The 16,854-nt window shown below is 61.2% G+C and carries 13 protein-coding genes and 1 pseudogene; 10 read left to right on the top strand and 4 right to left on the bottom strand.

Annotated elements, in window-relative coordinates; genetic code table 11:
• Window positions 1-6: 6 nt before the first annotated feature.
• Both WGT02_RS36715 and WGT02_RS36720 read right to left on the bottom strand, forming a co-directional pair.
• A complete protein-coding gene (locus tag WGT02_RS36715; RefSeq protein WP_024315056.1) occupies window positions 7-1,185 on the bottom strand; it encodes an LLM class flavin-dependent oxidoreductase in 1,179 nt (392 codons plus the stop codon).
• 33 nt (window positions 1,186-1,218) lie between these two features.
• A pseudogene (locus WGT02_RS36720) lies at window positions 1,219-2,821 on the bottom strand (ABC transporter substrate-binding protein).
• A 275-nt stretch (window positions 2,822-3,096) separates the two neighbouring features.
• On the opposite strand from WGT02_RS36720, the gene WGT02_RS36725 reads away from it, so the two are divergent.
• The 9 genes from WGT02_RS36725 to WGT02_RS36765 all read left to right on the top strand — a co-directional run bounded on the left by WGT02_RS36725 (window position 3,097) and on the right by WGT02_RS36765 (window position 12,976).
• Complete coding sequence (locus WGT02_RS36725) at window positions 3,097-4,086, top strand: ABC transporter permease (RefSeq protein ID WP_040680797.1); 990 nt, start codon at window positions 3,097-3,099, stop codon at window positions 4,084-4,086.
• A complete protein-coding gene (locus tag WGT02_RS36730; protein ID WP_208245225.1) occupies window positions 4,083-5,087 on the top strand; it encodes an ABC transporter permease in 1,005 nt (334 codons plus the stop codon). Before WGT02_RS36725 ends, WGT02_RS36730 begins: the two co-directional genes overlap by 4 nt.
• Window positions 5,087-6,079 carry an ABC transporter ATP-binding protein gene (locus WGT02_RS36735; protein ID WP_024315060.1) on the top strand — a complete coding sequence of 331 codons (993 nt, stop codon included), beginning with the start codon at window positions 5,087-5,089 and terminating at the stop codon, window positions 6,077-6,079. The genes WGT02_RS36730 and WGT02_RS36735 overlap by 1 nt, the downstream gene beginning before the upstream one ends.
• Window positions 6,060-6,995 carry an ABC transporter ATP-binding protein gene (locus WGT02_RS36740; protein WP_024315061.1) on the top strand — a complete coding sequence of 312 codons (936 nt, stop codon included), beginning with the start codon at window positions 6,060-6,062 and terminating at the stop codon, window positions 6,993-6,995. Before WGT02_RS36735 ends, WGT02_RS36740 begins: the two co-directional genes overlap by 20 nt.
• A gap of 13 nt (window positions 6,996-7,008) precedes the next feature.
• Window positions 7,009-8,067 carry an aldo/keto reductase gene (locus tag WGT02_RS36745; RefSeq protein ID WP_024315062.1) on the top strand — a complete coding sequence of 353 codons (1,059 nt, stop codon included), beginning with the start codon at window positions 7,009-7,011 and terminating at the stop codon, window positions 8,065-8,067.
• A gap of 69 nt (window positions 8,068-8,136) precedes the next feature.
• On the top strand, window positions 8,137-9,390 hold the full coding sequence (locus WGT02_RS36750) for an acyl-CoA dehydrogenase family protein (RefSeq protein ID WP_024315063.1): 1,254 nt from the start codon (window positions 8,137-8,139) through the stop codon (window positions 9,388-9,390).
• Window positions 9,391-9,418: 28 nt separating this feature from the next.
• Window positions 9,419-10,510, top strand: coding sequence for an LLM class flavin-dependent oxidoreductase (locus WGT02_RS36755; RefSeq protein WP_024315064.1), 1,092 nt, complete (start codon window positions 9,419-9,421; stop codon window positions 10,508-10,510).
• 2 nt (window positions 10,511-10,512) lie between these two features.
• Window positions 10,513-11,475: an amidohydrolase family protein gene (locus WGT02_RS36760; protein WP_208245222.1), complete on the top strand. Its 963-nt coding sequence runs from the start codon at window positions 10,513-10,515 to the stop codon at window positions 11,473-11,475.
• Window positions 11,476-11,560: 85 nt separating this feature from the next.
• Window positions 11,561-12,976, top strand: a complete 1,416-nt coding sequence (locus WGT02_RS36765) for an FAD/NAD(P)-binding protein (protein WP_024315066.1) — start codon at window positions 11,561-11,563, stop codon at window positions 12,974-12,976.
• A gap of 67 nt (window positions 12,977-13,043) precedes the next feature.
• On the opposite strand, the gene WGT02_RS36770 is transcribed toward WGT02_RS36765, so the two are convergent.
• Window positions 13,044-14,660, bottom strand: coding sequence for an ABC transporter substrate-binding protein (locus tag WGT02_RS36770; protein ID WP_024315067.1), 1,617 nt, complete (start codon window positions 14,658-14,660; stop codon window positions 13,044-13,046).
• A gap of 295 nt (window positions 14,661-14,955) precedes the next feature.
• On the opposite strand from WGT02_RS36770, the gene WGT02_RS36775 reads away from it, so the two are divergent.
• Window positions 14,956-15,966 carry a LysR substrate-binding domain-containing protein gene (locus tag WGT02_RS36775; protein WP_024315068.1) on the top strand — a complete coding sequence of 337 codons (1,011 nt, stop codon included), beginning with the start codon at window positions 14,956-14,958 and terminating at the stop codon, window positions 15,964-15,966.
• Window positions 15,967-15,989: 23 nt separating this feature from the next.
• Here the strand turns inward: WGT02_RS36775 and WGT02_RS36780 are convergent, their stop codons facing one another.
• Complete coding sequence (locus WGT02_RS36780; protein WP_024315069.1) at window positions 15,990-16,838, bottom strand: NADPH-dependent oxidoreductase; 849 nt, start codon at window positions 16,836-16,838, stop codon at window positions 15,990-15,992.
• Window positions 16,839-16,854 lie beyond the last annotated feature (16 nt).

Here is a 16,854-nt window from a genome sequence, read left to right on the forward strand (position 1 = left end):
CTCTCCTCAGTGCCGAAGGCCAGCTTGTTTCATCAGGGGAAGGACGTGCGAACCGAAGAATTCGAGATCGTCGCGGAAGTCGAAGAAGCTGAGCTGCAGGCCGTCGACGCCAGCCTCCTTCAGCTTGACGAACTGGTCGACCACCTGTTCGGGCGAGCCGATGACGCGGATGTTGCCGCCGATGGCGCGGTAGGGATCCTGGGGATCGCGCCCCTTCCAGGCTTGCGCGTCCGAATTCAGCGACTGGAAGCCCTGTGGTGAACGATGATCGGCATGGGCAACAATTCGCTCGGCCAATTCCCAGGCCTCCTTCTCCGTCGGCCGACAGATCACCATTGGATTGAGAAGCGTGCGGACCGTGCGGCCGACGTCGATTGCGGCGTCCTTGACCCGCTTCGTATGCGCCGGCAGCGATTGCAGGGCACTGTCGATGTCGGCACCCGTCGGACTGGTGATGAAGACGATATCCGAGTAGCGGCCTGCAAAGGCAATCCCTGCATCGGAACCGGTGGCGTTGACGAGGATCGGACGGCCGAAATTCGGCTTTGGTGTCACAAAGCCGCCGCCGAGTTTCCAACTGCTTTCTCCTTCGAAGGAGAAATTTTCCGTATCGCTCCACAGGCGCTGTACAACTTCCAGGAATTCGGCTGCGAGCTCATACCGCCTATCGTGTTCGATGCGCGGCCAGCCGAACATTTCATGTTCGACGGCGCGATGACCGGTCACCACGTTGATGCCCCAGCGCCCGCCGGTGATGTGATCGAGCGTTGCCCCGAACTTTGCCAGATGCAAGGGATGCCACGGGCCATAGAGCACGTGCATGGTCGAAATCAGCATGATCTTCTTGGTGAGGCCCGCCAACGCCGCTATCGATACAAAGCTGTCCAGTGCCTGGCCGTCGAAGACGCCACCATACCCGCCCTTCGGCAGCCATTGAGACAGCGCAAAGACGAGATCGAATCCGAGTTCTTCGGCCTTCAGCGTCAGAGCCTTGTTGTAGTCGAAACGCCAGTCCGTCGATCTTTCCAGCGTCGATTGGGTCCAGCCGCCGGCCTGGATCGGCAGGAAGAGGCCGAGAAGAAGCGGTTGCTTGAGCGCCTGCGACAAGGGGCTTTCGGCAAAGTCGGTCGGGGCCGCAAATTTCGGCAGGCCAACGATCGATCCGGGACGATGTTGAATGGACATGCATAATGCTCCCGTTTGTTGGTCGTTGCATGATCAGGATGCGGCGACGTAGGCATAGGCAAATGCCGGCCACGCCCTCGCCACCAACGGTGTGATCGGAGATGCGCCTGTTATAGATCGTCAGTTCCGGCTGGCTGACGATGTCGATCGCCGGCACGTCCTCGACGAGGATCTGCTGGATGTCGCGCCACTGCGCGATGCGCTTTTCCGGGTCGACTTCGACGGCAGCTGCTTCAAGCAGCTGATCGACCTTCGGATTGCTATAGGCCGCTCCGTTGGAGAATGGCACGCCGGGCTTGAAGTTCTTGCTCCAATAGAGGCGCTGTACGCCGACCGTCGGATCGAAGAGGTTGCTCATCCCTTCGAAGGCGAAGTCGAAGTCGCGATCCGTATAGATGCGCTTGGTGTAGGTTGCAAAATCCTGGCTGCGAACCGTCGCGTCGATGCCGACCTTGGCAAGCGCCTGGCGAATATATTCGGATCCCCGTGGATAGGTCTCGCCGCTCGGCACGTAGTCTAGATTGATGCGGGCGCGTATGCCGTCGGCGCCGCGCGGGTAGCCGGCCTCATCCAGGAGTTTCTCGGCCGCGGCCAGATCGATCGGATAGGTCTTGAGATCGGGCACATACCATTTTGCCAGATGGGGATTGATCGGGCCCGGGATGGCGGCGCCGTAGCCATAGTTGATGGTGTTCAGGATGACGTTGCGGTCGATGACATGGGCAAAGGCACGGCGCACCCGTACATCCTTGAAGAAGGGACGCTCGAGATTGAACTCGATGCGGCTGACGCCATTTGCATATTGGTAGCCGTTGGCCTCGAAGGCGAGCGTTTCGACGCCCTTCAGTCGCTCGAGATCGCTGAGCGGCACGGGCGTTGACGGCGCAAGGTCGATTTCGCCGGTCTCGATCGCGATCGAACGGGCGGCTGCATCCGGAATGAAGCGGACGATCAGCTGGTCGAGATAGGGGCGTGGCTGATCCCAATAGTCGGGGTTGCGTTCATAGACGATGTGGCTGCCGCGCACCCATTCCTTGAACTTGAAGGGGCCGGTGCCGATTGGCGCCAGATTGGCCGGGTTCTCCGCAACCTTGGTACCCTCATAGACGTGGCGCGGCACGATCGGCGTTTCCGATGCGGCAAGAGCAGTGATCAGATAGGGCGCCGGCTTTGACAGTTTCAGAACGACCGTCAGCGCGTCGGGCGTTTCGATGTCGACAAGATTGAGGAAGGTGTTGCGCCCACGCGGGTGCACCTCTTTCAGGGTCTTGATCGAGAAGGCGACATCGGCGGAGGTGAAGGGCTGCCCGTCATGCCATTTCACGCCCTCGCGCAGCTTGAATGTGTAGGTCACTCCATCGGGACTGACGGTCCATTGCTTGGCGAGCAAGGGACGCGGGTTCAGCTCGAAATCGTAGGTGAGAAGGCCTTCCGTCGTCTTCGGCGATACGTAGACCGCATTGAACGCCGTGTGGGCGATCGTTGTCAGGACAGGTGGCTCGGCCGAGAGCAGGAGCGTTGCTGTGCCTCCGCGCGTTGCTGCAGCAAAGGCTGGAAGCCGGGCTGCTGCCGTGACGGCAATTGCGACCGAGGCAAGGAGGAAGCTGCGGCGTGTGGGTGCCGGGAATAGTGACATTTCGTTCAACCCTCATGATCTCAAAGGCCGCTTGGGCCTGGTTCGGTGCCATTGCGCAGATCACTCCCGGCGTAGAGATTTTTGTCAGTCGATCACGATGATGTGGTATAAAATTCCGCAATTGAACAGTTGGCGGTATTGAATTCCTAAAAGTAGGTTGTAGAACGACTCCTTTGGAATTATCTACCTATATGATTTGACAAAACCCACAGAATTAGTCAACTAATTACACAGCAAAACGAGGCGAAATCTTTTCAGGTCGCGAGGCGGGACACATGTCGGCTTACAGGCGGATCGGACGAACCATCGGCAGGACGATTATTCAGGCCGTGCCCACAATGCTCGGGATCGTCATTTTGAATTTCTTCCTGCTCAAGCTGGCACCGGGCGATGCGGCCGATGTCATGGCGGCAGAATCGGGTTCGGCGACGGTGGAGACCATGGCCGCGTTGCGGGAGCGCTTCGGATTAGACAATCCTATCCTTGTCCAGCTGGCCAACTACCTGAACAACCTCGCGCACTTCAGCCTGGGCTTCTCCCCGCGCTACGGAATGCCTGTCGCCGATCTGATTGGTCAGCGGCTGCCCGGCACTCTTGTGCTGATGCTGGCGGCGCTGGCGATCGCAATTGCCGTCGGGCTACTGCTCGGTTCGCTGATGGCAACCTTCTCGGGGCGTTTGCCCGACCGCATCATCTCCGTCGTTTCGCTGCTGTTTTATTCGATCCCTGGCTTCTGGATCGGTCTGATGCTGATCCTTCTGTTTTCCGTCAAGCTCGGCTGGTTGCCGAGCGGCGGCGACAGCACGATCGGCTCGCGGCTGACGGGATTGCCGGAATTGATCGACAGGGCGCGCTACATGGTGTTGCCGGCCACCTCGCTGGCACTCTTCTACCTCGCGATCTACGCACGGTTGACACGCGCCTCAATGCTGGAGGTCAAGTCGCAGGATTTCGTGCGCACGGCACGCGCCAAAGGTGTCTCGCCCTTCGTGCTGACGACGCGCCACGTCCTGCGCAATGCCCTTATCCCCATTACGACGATGGCCGGTATGCACTTTGGCGGCATGCTCGGCGGCGCGGTCGTGGTCGAGACTGTCTACAGCTGGCCGGGACTAGGCCGGCTGGCATTCGAAGCCGTCATGGCGCGCGACTTCAGCGTGCTGCTCGGAATACTCCTGCTGTCTTCCTTCCTCGTGATCGTCGCCAATGCCGCCGTCGACCTCGTGCAGGCATGGATCGATCCCCGAATTGGAGCAAGTCGATGAACAGTCCAAAACTTGGAACTCTTGCCGGTCGAGCAATCGACTTTGCGCCGCAGGCAAAGCTTAAAGACAGCCAGCCGGCGCCGGCCCCGCCCAAGCCGCCGCGCTGGACACATATTCATGCCCCCGACGTGCGTGCGTCGATGTCTGGCACCGCCTGGCGCGGCATGCGGCGGGAGGTGAAGGTCTTCCTAGCCAATCCCAATGCGCTCTTTGGCACAGGCATCCTCCTCGTCGTTGCTCTTTCAGCTTTGTTTGCTCCACTCCTCTATCCGGGCGATCCGCTGGAGATGGTGGCGAGGCCGTTCCTCTGGCCGGGCCAGAATCCAGCGTATCCGCTTGGCACCGACTCCATGGGGCGTGATGTGCTGGCCGGCATCGTTCACGGGGCGCGGATCTCCCTGACCGTCGGGCTTGCAGCCACCGCACTTGGGCTGACGGCCGGGATTGCCATCGGTGCTGCCGCGGGATATTTCGGCGGCCTGGTCGACGATGTGCTCGTCAAGTTCATCGAGATATTCCAGACCATTCCGAGCTTTGTGCTGCTTGTCGTCCTCGTGGCCATTGCCCAGCCGACGACAGCAACCGTTACGGTTGCGATCGCAATTGTCAGCTGGCCGACCGTGGCGCGGCTGACGCGCGCCGAATTCAGGGCCATTCGCGAGAAGGACTACGTGCTTGCCGCCCGCAGCCTCGGGTTCGGCCATGCGCGCATCATCTTCCGCGAGATCCTGCCGAACGCCCTGCCGCCGCTGATCGTCACCTCCTCGGTGATGGTGGCAAGCGCCATTTTGATGGAATCAGCGCTGTCCTTCATGGGGCTCGGCGATCCCAACCGTGTCTCCTGGGGTTCGATGATCGGTGCGGGACGCGATGTCATCCGCACCGCCTGGTATCTGACGGCGCTGCCTGGTCTGGCGATCGTCTTTGCGGTGCTTGCTCTCAACCTGATCGGCGACGGTCTCAACGACGCGCTCAACCCGCGTTTTTCGGAGGAACGCTGATGACAAAGCTCCTGGAGGTTTCCAACTTCTCGGTGCGCTTCCCGTCGGCCGAGCCTGTCAAGAGCGTCAGCTTTTTTGCAAATCCGGGCGAGATGCTGGCGATCGTCGGCGAATCCGGCTCGGGCAAGTCGCTGACGGCGCTCGGACTGATGGGGTTGCTGCCGCGCCAGGCACGCGCCGGCGGACAGATCCTCTTCGGCGGGCGCGATCTTATAGGTCTTTCCGAACGCCAGTTGCGTCGCATTCGCGGCCGCGATATCGCGATGATTTTTCAGGAGCCGATGACATCGCTCAATCCGGTGCTGACGATCGGTGATCAGATCATCGAGGTGCTGCGCATTCACGAGAATCTGACCCGGCGCCAGGCTCGCGAGCGCGCCATCGCGCTACTGGATCTCGTCAGTATTCCGCAAGCCGCCCGTCGTATCGACGAATATCCTCACCAGCTTTCTGGCGGAATGCGCCAGCGCGTCATGATCGCGATTGCCGTTGCCTGCAATCCGAAACTGCTGATCGCGGATGAAGCCACGACCGCGCTGGACGTGACGATACAGGCGCAAGTGCTGCAACTGCTCGACAATCTTCGCGTCCAGCTGCAGATGGCCGTCATCCTCATCACCCACGATCTTGGCATCGTCGCACAATGGGCAGACCGCGTCGTCGTCATGTATGCCGGGCGCAAAATCGAGGAGGGGTTGCCCGATCAGGTGTTCGAGACGCCCTACCATCCCTATACGCAGGGTCTGCTGTCGGCCTCGCCGCGCTTGAAGGCCGACTATCACTACCGTGACGGCCCGCTCCTAGAAATCCCGGGCTCGATCGTGTCGGCGGCCGGCGAGAAGGGCTGTTCCTTCCGCCCGCGCTGTCACGCCGCACGGCCTGCCTGCGGGTCCAGTGTCCCTCAGCTCACCGCTCTTCCGGCCGGTCGGCAGGTTGCATGCCCCTATGTTCCAGCAATTGCGGAGGTCGCCCATGTCGCTCCTGTCGGTTGATCGGCTTTCGACCCATTATCCTGGAACGACCGGCATCGTGCGCGCTGTCGACGGCGTCTCGCTGGAGATCGCCGAAGGCGAGACGGTGGCGCTGGTCGGAGAGTCGGGCTGCGGCAAGTCCACGCTCGGCAAATCGCTGGTACGGCTCGTCGACCCATCCTCGGGCCGTGTGACCTTCAAGGGCAGGGACGTGACCGCCATGTCGGGCAGCGAGCTGCAATCGGTCCGCCGCAGCATCCAGATGATCTTCCAGGATCCATTCGCGTCTCTCAATCCAAGGCAGACGATCCGCGCCATCCTGACCGCGCCGCTTGCCGTTCATGGCGTTGGCGAGCGCAAGCGCCGCGAGGCGATTGCGGCTCAGATGGTTGCCCATGTAGGGCTTCCCGCCGACGCGCTCGATCGCTATCCGCACGAATTCTCCGGCGGTCAGCGCCAGCGTATCGGGATCGCCCGTGCCCTCATCCTGCAGCCGGAGCTGGTCATCTGCGACGAGCCGGTTTCAGCGCTCGATCTTTCCATCCAGGCACAGATCCTCAATCTGCTGGTCGAAATGAAGACCGAGCTGTCGCTTTCCTACCTCTTCATTTCGCATGATCTTTCCGTTGTGCGCTATTTCGCCGATCGCGTGCTCGTGATGTATCTGGGGCGCATTGTCGAAAGTGCCTCGACAAGCGAGCTCTGGACCAATGCGAAGCATCCCTACACGCAAGCGCTGCTCGCGGCTGTTCCCGATCCGTCGCGCCGCAAGCAGGCCGCCCCCATCACTGGCGATCTGCCGAGCCCGCACGATCCGCCTGCCGGTTGTCGTTTCCATACGCGCTGTCCGCTCGCAACCGATATCTGCCGGGCCGAAGACCCGACGTTTCGCCAGTTCGGCACCGGCCACGCCGCTGCCTGTCACCACGCTCAGTAACAAGGAGAAGAAAATGGTCGATTATCGCTATCTGGGGCGCAGCGCGCTGAAGGTATCACCGCTCAGCCTGGGAACCATGATGTTTGGTGGGCCGACGCCTGACGACGTCGCCTTCCGCATCATCGACAAGGCACGTGAGCAGGGGATTAACTTCATCGATACCGCCGATGTCTATCACGACGGCAAGTCGGAAGAGGTCGTCGGCAAAGGCATCAAGGCGCACCGAGATCACTGGGTGCTGGCAACCAAGTTCGTCAACTCCCACAAGAAGGGTCCGAACCTCGGCGGCCATTCGCGCAAGTGGGTGATCGAGACGGTCGAGAATTCGCTGCGCCGCCTCAACACCGACTATATCGACATCCTCTACTTCCACAGAGCTGTCTTTGACGCGCCTCTGGAAGAGCCGGTGCGCGCCATTGCAGACCTCATCCGCGCTGGCAAGCTGCGCTATTTCGGCGTCTCGAACTTCCGTGGCTGGCGGATCGCCGAGATTGCCCATCTTGCCGACGAGCTCGGCATCGATCGTCCGGTGGCAAGCCAGCCGCTCTACAACATCGTCAACCGCACCGCCGAAGCAGAGCAGCTGCCTGCAGCCCATCACTACGGCCTCGGCGTCGTTTCCTACTCGCCCCTTGCCCGCGGCGTCCTGACGGGCAAGTACGAACCCGGCAAGGAGCCAGCTGCCGACACCCGCGCCGGTCGCGGCGACAAACGCATCCTGGAAACGGAATGGCGTCCTGAATCGATTGCAATTGCCACCGAGATCGCCGCTCATGCTGCCCGCAAGGGGATTTCACCGACGGAATTCGCGCTTGCCTGGGTGCTCAACAACAAGCTGATCTCGGCGGCCATCACCGGACCACGCACGCAAGAGCACTGGGACAGCTACATCCGCGCGCTCGACGTCAAGCTCGATGCTGAGGATGAGGCACTGGTCGATCGGCTGGTCACGACAGGGCACCCCTCGACGCCCGGTTTCAACGATCCGAGCCATCCGGTCGAAGGCCGCGTGCCGCGCAGTACTGCTTCGGGCATCTACAATGGGGTGCCGCTGACGCGCGCCGTAGCCTGAACATGCCTCGAGGATCCGCCCGCTGGGCGGATCCTCCGTCCTTTTCTTCAGCGCCGAGAAGGTTCCTGAATGCCGAATATCGCTCCTTCAGCACTGTCTGCCACTGCCGCGCCCGGCCTTTCTGCGCAGGGGAACAATCTTTCCGAGCTTCTTGCGAAGATCCTAACGCTATCGGCCGAAATATCGAAAGAGGCGGCAAGGCGCGACCTGGAGAGGGAGCTTCCTTTCGAAGCTTTCCGCCTTTTCAAAGAGGCTGGGCTCGGCGCGTTACGCATTCCGGTGGCACTCGGTGGTCCGGGTGGATCGGTCGCGGACTACATCGACATGATCATGGCGATCGGTGCCGCAGATTCAAACGTTGCCCATGCGCTGCGCAGCCATTTCAATTTCACCGAAAGCCTCATTCTCAGCCCCAATACGGCCATCGACCGAACGCAGCTCGGCCGCGTTCTCTCTGGCAAGCTTTTCGGGGGTGCTCATACCGAGCAGGGGACCAAGCGCCCGGGCGAAGTGACGACACGGTTGACGAGAACCGGCGAGACCTACCGCCTCAACGGCCGGAAATGGTATGCGACGGGGACAGCCTTTTCCGATTTTGCCTCTTTCAGCGCCCGGAACGACGAGGACGAGTTCGTCAGCGTCCTGCTACCGGTGGATCGCAAAGGCATCACCATTCTCGATGACTGGGACGGCATGGGCCAGCGGCTGACAGCCAGTGGCGGCGTGATGCTCGAAGACGTCGAGGTATTACCGCACGAGATCTCCAAACGGGGTCTGAACACGCTGGTCGGGCGCCATACCTCGACGTTGCGTCAGCTCCACCTGGCCGCCTCAATGGCAGGTGCAGTGCGCGGCGCACTCGCAGAGGGGACCGATTATGTGCGCAGGCAGGCGCGGTCGGCTGCCCACAGTGCGGCCGAGACGGCCAATGCCGATCCCTTCGTGCAGAAGATATTGGGTGAGATTGCTGCAGGCTCCTTTGCTGTCGACACGTTGATCCGCGAGAGTGCGCGTGCGCTGGATCGCTCGGTGGTGGCCTTTGCAGGGGGTGACGCCGAGGCGATCGAAACAGCCTTGATCGAAAGCGCGCTGACGACGGCCCGCACGCAGATCATCGCCTCGCAGCTCGCGCTTGCGGCCGCCACCAACGTCTTTGAGCTTGGCGGCGGGTCGGCGACCTCCCGCCATCTCAATCTCGATCGACACTGGCGCAACATCCGCACGGTGCTGAACCATAACCCGCTGCTGCACAAGGCGAGGGTGGTCGGCGACTATTACATCAACGGAACCACGACGCATCTGGAAGAAGGCAAGGTCTTCTAAGATCGGCCGCCTAAAGAAGGAGTGTCTCATGAGCTCGGAATTCATCGGTCACGTATCGAACCGCGAGGGGTCGGATATCGTGCCACCCAAGGGACCGGTGGTGGACAAGGACTATATCCTCAACCATGCAACGGCCGCTGAAGAGGCGGGTATCGATCGGCTGCTGATCGGCGCTTTTTCGACCTGGCCGGACAACAACCAGATTGCCGCCTACCTGTTTGCCAAGACGAACCGGATCGGCGCATTGCTCGCCCATCGCACCGGTTTCATGTCGCCGACGCTTGCCGCGCGCCAGCTCGCGACACTCGATCAGTTTTCAGACGGGCGACTGTGGGTCCACATCATCACCGGCGGCTCTGACGCCGACCAGCAGCGCGACGGCGATTTCCTCGATCACGACAGACGCTACGACCGCACCGACGAATATCTGACGGTTCTCAAGAAGGTCTGGGAAAGCGAAGAGCCTTTCGACCATGAAGGCGAATTCTACAAGGTCAAGACTGCGGTTTCGCAGGTCCGACCGTCACGGCAATCACGGATTCCGATCTCTTTCGGCGGTTCGTCTGAGGCTGCCTTCAAGGTTGCCGGCAAGCACGCGGACATCTACGCGCTGTGGGGCGAGCCACTCGATGGCGTGCGCGAAACGATCGGCAAGGTGCGAACGGCCGCTGAAGCTTTCGGGCGCGCCGATGACATCCGCTTTACCATCGCCTTCCGGATCGTTGTTGCGGAGACCGAAGACAAGGCATGGGAAAAAGCCAGTTCCATCCTGCAGAAGGTCAAGGCGATAGCCCGGCCCGGCGGTAACGGGGAGAGGTTGCCGTCGAACGCAGGATCAGTGCGTCTGAGGGAAGCGGCTGCGCGCGGCAAGGTCCTCGACAAGCGCCTGTGGACTGAGGTCGCAGCGCTCACCGGTGCCGGCGGCAACTCGACGGCACTCCTCGGTACGCCGGACCAGGTCGCCGAAGCGATCCTCGATTACTATGACGCCGGCGTCTCCAACTTCCTGATGCGAGGTTTTTATCCGACGGAAGACACGGTGACCTATGGGCGCGATGTCGTACCGCTCGTCAAGGCCGGCATTGCCGCACGCAAGTCACGCTCCATCGCTGCTGAGTGACCATGGGCAAGCTCAACATCGTCGATTTTCATGCGCATTTGCTGCCGCAAGGCTGGGAGATCTACCGCGCGCCCGGCTGTCCGCTCGATCCCCTGTGGGCTCGCATCGGAACGAAAATCTCGGATATCGATGCACTGATTGCCGATAGCGACGCAGCAGGGATTGCGCGGCGCGTGATTGGTGTGGCGCTGTCCATGGTCGCCGCACCTGACGCCGATCTCGGGGACGTCAGCCGCAGGCTGAACGACGATCTCGCAACCACGGTTTTGCACCATCCCGACCGTCTGTTCGCATTGGCGACGGTGGACGCATTCGGTGGCGAGGCAGCGGCTGTCGAAGCGCGACGTGCCATCCTTGATCTTAATCTGTCCGGGTTATTTCTCGACAGCGCAAAGGGGGCCAAGCTGATTGACGCGCCGGAGGCCAGGCCTGTCCTGACAGTTGCTGCCGAACTCGGCATCCCCGTCTTCCTGCATCCAATCAACCCCGAGCCACTTTCGAGCCAGCTGGCCGGACTTGGCCGGCTTGGTACCCGCCTGAGCCGCGGCACCATCAACGCGGCCGCCGCGATTGCGCTTGTGACATCGGGCGTTTTCGAGGAGTTGCCCGAGCTTCGGGTCGTCATCACAGCGCTTGGCGTCGCGGCTTTGGCGCTGACTGGTCCGTTCGGCGAACTGCCGTCGATTTTCGCCAGTGCACCTGCCGGCAGGCGGCGTCATCTCTACATCGACATCATGCCGTGGGAAGCGCGTTTCATCCGCTTCCTCACCAGTCTCGTCGGTGCCGATCATGTTCTGGTCGGGAGCGACTGGCCGATCCTTGAACACGGTGCGGCGCGGGAAGAGCTTGCAAGGGCATTCGAGGCGGCCGGTCTGAGCGACCATGAAGCCGAGTTGGTTGCTGGGAGAAATGCCCTTGATCTGCTTGAAGGCCACCGCCGCAGCGGTGGCCGCTTGATCGCGTAGCAACGTTTCGCAGAGCTTGCGTTCGCATGCCGATTTTACACCCCGATCTACCATGCCTGTCATTGCTGACGGGAGAGGAGGTTCATTGCGTATCGATCGTATTGCGCATCATTCGGTGACCATTGTTGGCGGCGGCTTTGCCGGGGCGGTGACAGCGTTGAAGCTTCTGGAGCGGACCGAAGTGCCGCTTGCGATCACTGTGATCGAGCGGCGTGCCGAGCTTGGCCGCGGGGTCGCCTACAGCACGCCCGACCCCGTCCACCTCGTGAATGGGCCGGCTGAAATCTTTTCGCTGTACCCCGAAGACCCCGGCCATCTGTCACGCTGGCTTGTCGAGAATGGCGCCGGCAACGGCTGGGTGCCGCCCGTCGATGTGGGCTCAAGTAGTCCGCCGCGCTATCTTTATGGAACCTATGTTCGCGATGAGCTTGCCCGTGCCGTTTCAAGTGCGCGGTTCGGGTCGACGTTGCGGCATGTCGGGTCGTCGGCATCCGCGCTGGTGTCCACACCGCACCGGATCCGCATAACGATAGCGGACGGGACGGTCGTGGAGGCCGACGAGGCTGTGTTGGCGCTTGGCGTGTTCCAGCCGCGACTGTCCGAAGCTGAGGCCACTCTTGCAAGTCACGCGCGCTTTGCAGCCAATCCCTGGGACGCGGATGCGCTTGACCGCGTGAGCGGCTGTGAGGAGATCCTCCTGATCGGTTCCAGCCTGTCGATGGTCGATGCGATTGCCAGCATGGAAGCGAGAGGCAATCGCGGTCGCTACCGGGTGATATCGCGCCGTGGTCAGTTCGTGGAAGGTCGCAGAACCGTCGCCGCCGCCCGCGATTTTCTCTCTGATGGGCCGTTGCCGGTGACGGCGCGCGATCTGCTGTCGCGCGTGAAGGCGGAGCGGCGTGCGATCTCGGCAGCCGGTACGGACTGGCAGGGCCTGCCTCTCGCGATCCGGCCCCATATCCTTACCTTGTGGCAGGGCGCGAGTGATCGTGAGCGGTTGCGTTTCATCAGGCATCTGCGACCCTATTGGGATGTCACGGCACATCGATCGGCGCCGGAGAGCCACAAGACCATCGAGACCGTGATCTCCGAAGGCCGGCTGGCTCACCGTCGCGCGCGTGTGCTTGGCTTTGGACTCGAAGGAGACCAGATCGTCGCCCGACTAGGGACCGGAACGGGTATCGAGACCGCACGGTTCGACGGTGTCATCGACTGCCGCGGTCATCAGTTGCACGATTGGCGACAGATTGCCGATCCTTTCGTCAAGAGCCTGCTTGCAAGTGGCGAAGTCCGGCCGCATAGCACCGGCTATGGCATCGACGCGACGCCCGAGGGAGATCTCATCAATGAAGAGGGTCGCGTTCATCGCAACCTCAGCGCCATAGGGCACCCGCTGCGCGGTGTCGCATGGGAGTCGAGTTCGATTACCGAGCAGCGCACACAGGCGGTCGCGCTCGCCGATCGCATCCTTGCCAAACTGACGCCGGCGCGCGTCGCCTGATATGCGAGCGAAAAAAGGGGCGCATCGCCGATGCGCCCCTTTCGTGCAGGCCCGCACATCGCCCCGATCAGCCTTCGCCGTCTTTGATGTATACTTCCGCGAAATTGGATTGCACGCCCTCGGCCCCGATCGTGTGATTTTTCACGCGCTTGTTGAAAACGGTGACATTCTCAAGCGCGATCAGGTTTACCACCGGCACCTCGTCGGCAATGATTTTCTGGAAAGCATAGAACTGCTGCTTGCGCGTCTCCTCGTTGGTCTCGACGGAGGCCGCTTCGAGCAGCCTGTCCACTTCTGGATTCGCGTAGTGGCTGGCGTTCGAAAATGGCAGGCCGAGCTTGAAGTTCTTCGACCAGTAGATGCGCTGCACGCCGAGGGTCGGATCGAACTGGTTGCCGAGATATTCGGCCGTCACGTCGAACGCGCGGTCGGTATAGACCTTCTTGATATAGGTCGAAAAATCATAGGACTCGATCGTCGCCGCAATGCCGATGCGGGTCAGGTTCTGCTTCAGATACTCGGCGACCCGCTTGAAGCCCTCATTGTAGGAATTGTGCGTGAGCCGAAGGCTGAAACGGATGCCATCGGCGCCGCGCTTGTAGCCTGTTTCGTCAAGCAGCTGTTCGGCCGCCTTCAGATCATAGGCGTAAGGCTTGATCGAGGCATCGAGGTAGCGCGGCAGGAAGGTGCTGATTGGGCTCGGCGAGACGTGACCGTAGCCGTACCACACGGTGTTGAGGACGACATTGAGGTCGATCGCATGGGCAATCGCTCGGCGGACGTGGACATTTTTGAGGTATTCGTTGTCGAGATTGAAGATCAGCTGGGTCTGGTCACCCTTGGTCTCATAGCCGCGTGAATCGACGCCAATATTAGGCAATGCCTTGACGCGCTCGAGATCGCTCAGTGGGATCGGATTGTCACCACCGATATCGAATTCACCGGTCTCGAAGCCCGCCGCACGTGCTGCGCCATCCGGTACGAAGCGCACGACAATCCTGTCGAGATAGGGCTTTCCGGCATCCCAATAGTCCGGATTGCGCTCCAGGATAATGTGGGAGCCACGCACCCATTCCTTGAAGACGAAGGGTCCGGTGCCGATCGGCGCGCCGCCATTCTGGTTGGTTGGTACGTCGGCAATCTTGACGCCGCCATAGACGTGCTTGGGTACGATCGGCGACTCCGCGGCATAGAGGGCGCTCAAAAGGTACGGCGCGGGTTTGGAAAGCCGGATTACCGCGGTCAACGGATCGGGCGTGTCGACCTTTGTTACGTTGGCGAAGGTGCCACGACCGCGTGGGTGTACTTGTTTCAGCAGCTCGATCGAATAGGCGACATCCTCGGATGTGAATGGTTTGCCATCGTGCCATTTCACGTTTGGGCGCAGCTTGAATGTGTAGCTCAATCCGTCTTCGCTGATGGACCACTCGGTTGCAAGCTGCGGCTTCGGCGCGAGACCGAAATCATAGGTCAGCAATCCCTCGGTGATCTTCGGACTGACCTTCTGCGTGCCGCCAGCAGTGTGAGCGAGCGCCAGGATCGTGGGGGGCTCCGGCTCGACAATGAAATTCAAAGTGCCGCCCGTTGTTGCCCCTGACGTCTCTGCGAAACTACTGAGCGGCACGAGTGCGGTCAGGCCCGTCAAGGCAAGAAGCTTGTTGAGTTGGCGTCTACGAATGTCCATCAATACCCCCTGAGTCTGTGACGCCTCGGTCGAAACGTCCGTCAGAGGCATCATCGGGCCGGCTGAGGGAAAATCGGAAGAATGTTTTTCTCCGTGATTAGAAAAGGAAAGCTTCGCGCCTGTCCAAATTGGCGGAGAGCGGTTGCTATAATCTACCAAAAAGATAGACAATTTATGAAAATGAGTTTTTGCATCTCCAATTGATGTCCACGACGCAAGAAAATGTTCTGCCGGCAGAGCTGGAGGAAATGCCGGTGCTCGCCTCGAGCGGCCCGATTGTGGTGCAATCGGTGTCATGAGCACGCTTCCCAACTCCCGCCGGAAAGCAATCCAGCCCACACTTGCGCGGCTTCCGCCGTTGACGTCGCTACGCACCTTCGTGGCAACGGCAAGGCACTTGAATTTCGTTCGCGCTGCCGAAGAACTGCATGTCACGTCCGCCGCCGTCGGGCAGCAGATTCGCCTGTTGGAGGACTATCTCGGACAATCCCTGTTCAACCGTGTCCGCGGCCAGCTGCAACTGACGCCGGCCGGGCTGGCATTGGTGCCAGGATTGACGGATGCCTTTGATGCGGTGCTCGCCGCAATGGCCCAGTTCGCTACGAGCGATCACGAACAGCCGATCCGCGTCTCAGTGGCACCATCCTTTGCCAGCAAGTGGCTCATCCCGCGCCTCGATGCACTGCGGCGAGCGGCTCCCGGGCTGCAGGTCCTTGTCGACGCGTCGACTCAGCTGACTAATCTCGACGCGGGCGACGCTGATTGTGTTATTCGCTACGGAAGCGGTGCCTATGCTGGGCTCGTCGTCGACCATCTCTTTTCCGAGGCCGTCCTGCCAGTCTGCAGCCCGGAATTTGCCGATGCCCATTCGCTATGGGACGGGCCGCATGCAATTGACGGTGTGCCGCTGTTGCACGAGGAGGGGCCAGAGCATGATCAATCCTGCCCGGACTGGAGCGGATGGCTGCGTGCGGCCGGGCTCTCCTGCCATGCCTCGCAAGGTGGTTTCCGGCTGAGCCAATCCTCTCTGGTACTCGATGCGGCGCTGGCCGGGCAGGGACTGGGGCTCGGGAAGATCAGGCTTGCGGAAGCCGAGATCCGGTCCGGACGGCTGGTCAGCCCTTTCGGCGTGCCCCAGCCTGTCAGTTCCTCCTACTTCTTTGCGACCACTGCGCATACGGCGCGGCTGATGCGCGTCGATCTGTTTCGCGAGTGGCTGCTGGCCGAGGCGCGCACCTTGCAGACAATGGACAAGATCGTCGCACGCCGTATTCGCCCGGCAACGGACATGATTGCCGCCGAGTAAGCTGGCGCGGTGTCTTCATCGTTCTATTTCAGCTGGAAACCCAGTCTGCGCGCTGCAGCAGCAAGTACGTGCCGGCCCTTCAACGCTTCGAGCGTACCGATGCGGTGGCTGACCTGATCTGTCCAGTCGACTGATGGCATGGCTTGTTCGGCCTGGAAGCTTCTGAGCACCTTGTTATAGGCGGCAAGATCCTGGGTGCGTCTTTCCTTGGTATATTGCTCGCGGTACAGGACAGTCGATTGCGGTAGCCGCGGCTTGACTGCGGCGGGCTGGGCCGGATCGTGAAAGCCTACCGTCAAGCCGAAGACTGGGAAGACCCCGTGGGGTAATGCAAGCTCGCGCGCGACGCCTTCCGGGTCGTTGCGGATGGCACCGATGTAGCAGGTTCCAAGGCCCAATGATTCAAGCGCAACGACGGCGTTCTGGGCGGCAAGTGCGGCGTCGATCACGCCAAGCAGAAAGCTCTCGATGTAGTCGAGCCCATCGGCGGTCGATCCGCCGTCTTCAGCGATCTCGCGAGGCCGGGCAAGGTCGGCCAGCCAGACGAGGAGAAGCGGTGCCTGCGCAATCTGGCGCTGATTTCCGGCAATAGCGTTAAGCCGGCTTCGGCGTTCGGTATCTTCTACGGCCACCACGCTCCACGCCTGCAGATTGGACGAACTCGGCGCCGACTGGGCCGCGGCAACGGCAAGCTCCACTGCCATGTGCGGAACCGGTTTTGGCAGATAGCTGCGTACGCTGCAATGGGAGAGAATGGTCTCCAGGGTCTCGTTCCAATCGCCCCCAAGCTGCTGCGCGTTTCGGTAGCGCTCGGCGGCAAGTGCCGCCAGCCGATCAGCGTCGTCAGCCTTTGTCGCAAGGGTTGGCGTCATGGCAATGTCCTTTTGT

This window comes from Rhizobium sp. T1470 (assembly GCF_042140505.1).
Classification (GTDB): domain Bacteria; phylum Pseudomonadota; class Alphaproteobacteria; order Rhizobiales; family Rhizobiaceae; genus Rhizobium; species Rhizobium favelukesii.

What these genes read in the sequence shown, in the direction of transcription:
- WGT02_RS36770 (WP_024315067.1), bottom strand. Translation starts at nt 14,660, where the DNA reads ATGGACATTCGTAGACGCCAACTCAACAAGCTTCTTGCCTTGACGGGC.
- WGT02_RS36730 (WP_208245225.1), top strand. Translation starts at nt 4,083, where the DNA reads ATGAACAGTCCAAAACTTGGAACTCTTGCCGGTCGAGCAATCGACTTT.
- WGT02_RS36740 (WP_024315061.1), top strand. Translation starts at nt 6,060, where the DNA reads ATGTCGCTCCTGTCGGTTGATCGGCTTTCGACCCATTATCCTGGAACG.
- WGT02_RS36775 (WP_024315068.1), top strand. Translation starts at nt 14,956, where the DNA reads ATGAGCACGCTTCCCAACTCCCGCCGGAAAGCAATCCAGCCCACACTT.
- WGT02_RS36725 (WP_040680797.1), top strand. Translation starts at nt 3,097, where the DNA reads ATGTCGGCTTACAGGCGGATCGGACGAACCATCGGCAGGACGATTATT.
- WGT02_RS36780 (WP_024315069.1), bottom strand. Translation starts at nt 16,838, where the DNA reads ATGACGCCAACCCTTGCGACAAAGGCTGACGACGCTGATCGGCTGGCG.
- WGT02_RS36745 (WP_024315062.1), top strand. Translation starts at nt 7,009, where the DNA reads ATGGTCGATTATCGCTATCTGGGGCGCAGCGCGCTGAAGGTATCACCG.
- WGT02_RS36715 (WP_024315056.1), bottom strand. Translation starts at nt 1,185, where the DNA reads ATGTCCATTCAACATCGTCCCGGATCGATCGTTGGCCTGCCGAAATTT.
- WGT02_RS36735 (WP_024315060.1), top strand. Translation starts at nt 5,087, where the DNA reads ATGACAAAGCTCCTGGAGGTTTCCAACTTCTCGGTGCGCTTCCCGTCG.
- WGT02_RS36755 (WP_024315064.1), top strand. Translation starts at nt 9,419, where the DNA reads ATGAGCTCGGAATTCATCGGTCACGTATCGAACCGCGAGGGGTCGGAT.
- WGT02_RS36750 (WP_024315063.1), top strand. Translation starts at nt 8,137, where the DNA reads ATGCCGAATATCGCTCCTTCAGCACTGTCTGCCACTGCCGCGCCCGGC.
- WGT02_RS36760 (WP_208245222.1), top strand. Translation starts at nt 10,513, where the DNA reads ATGGGCAAGCTCAACATCGTCGATTTTCATGCGCATTTGCTGCCGCAA.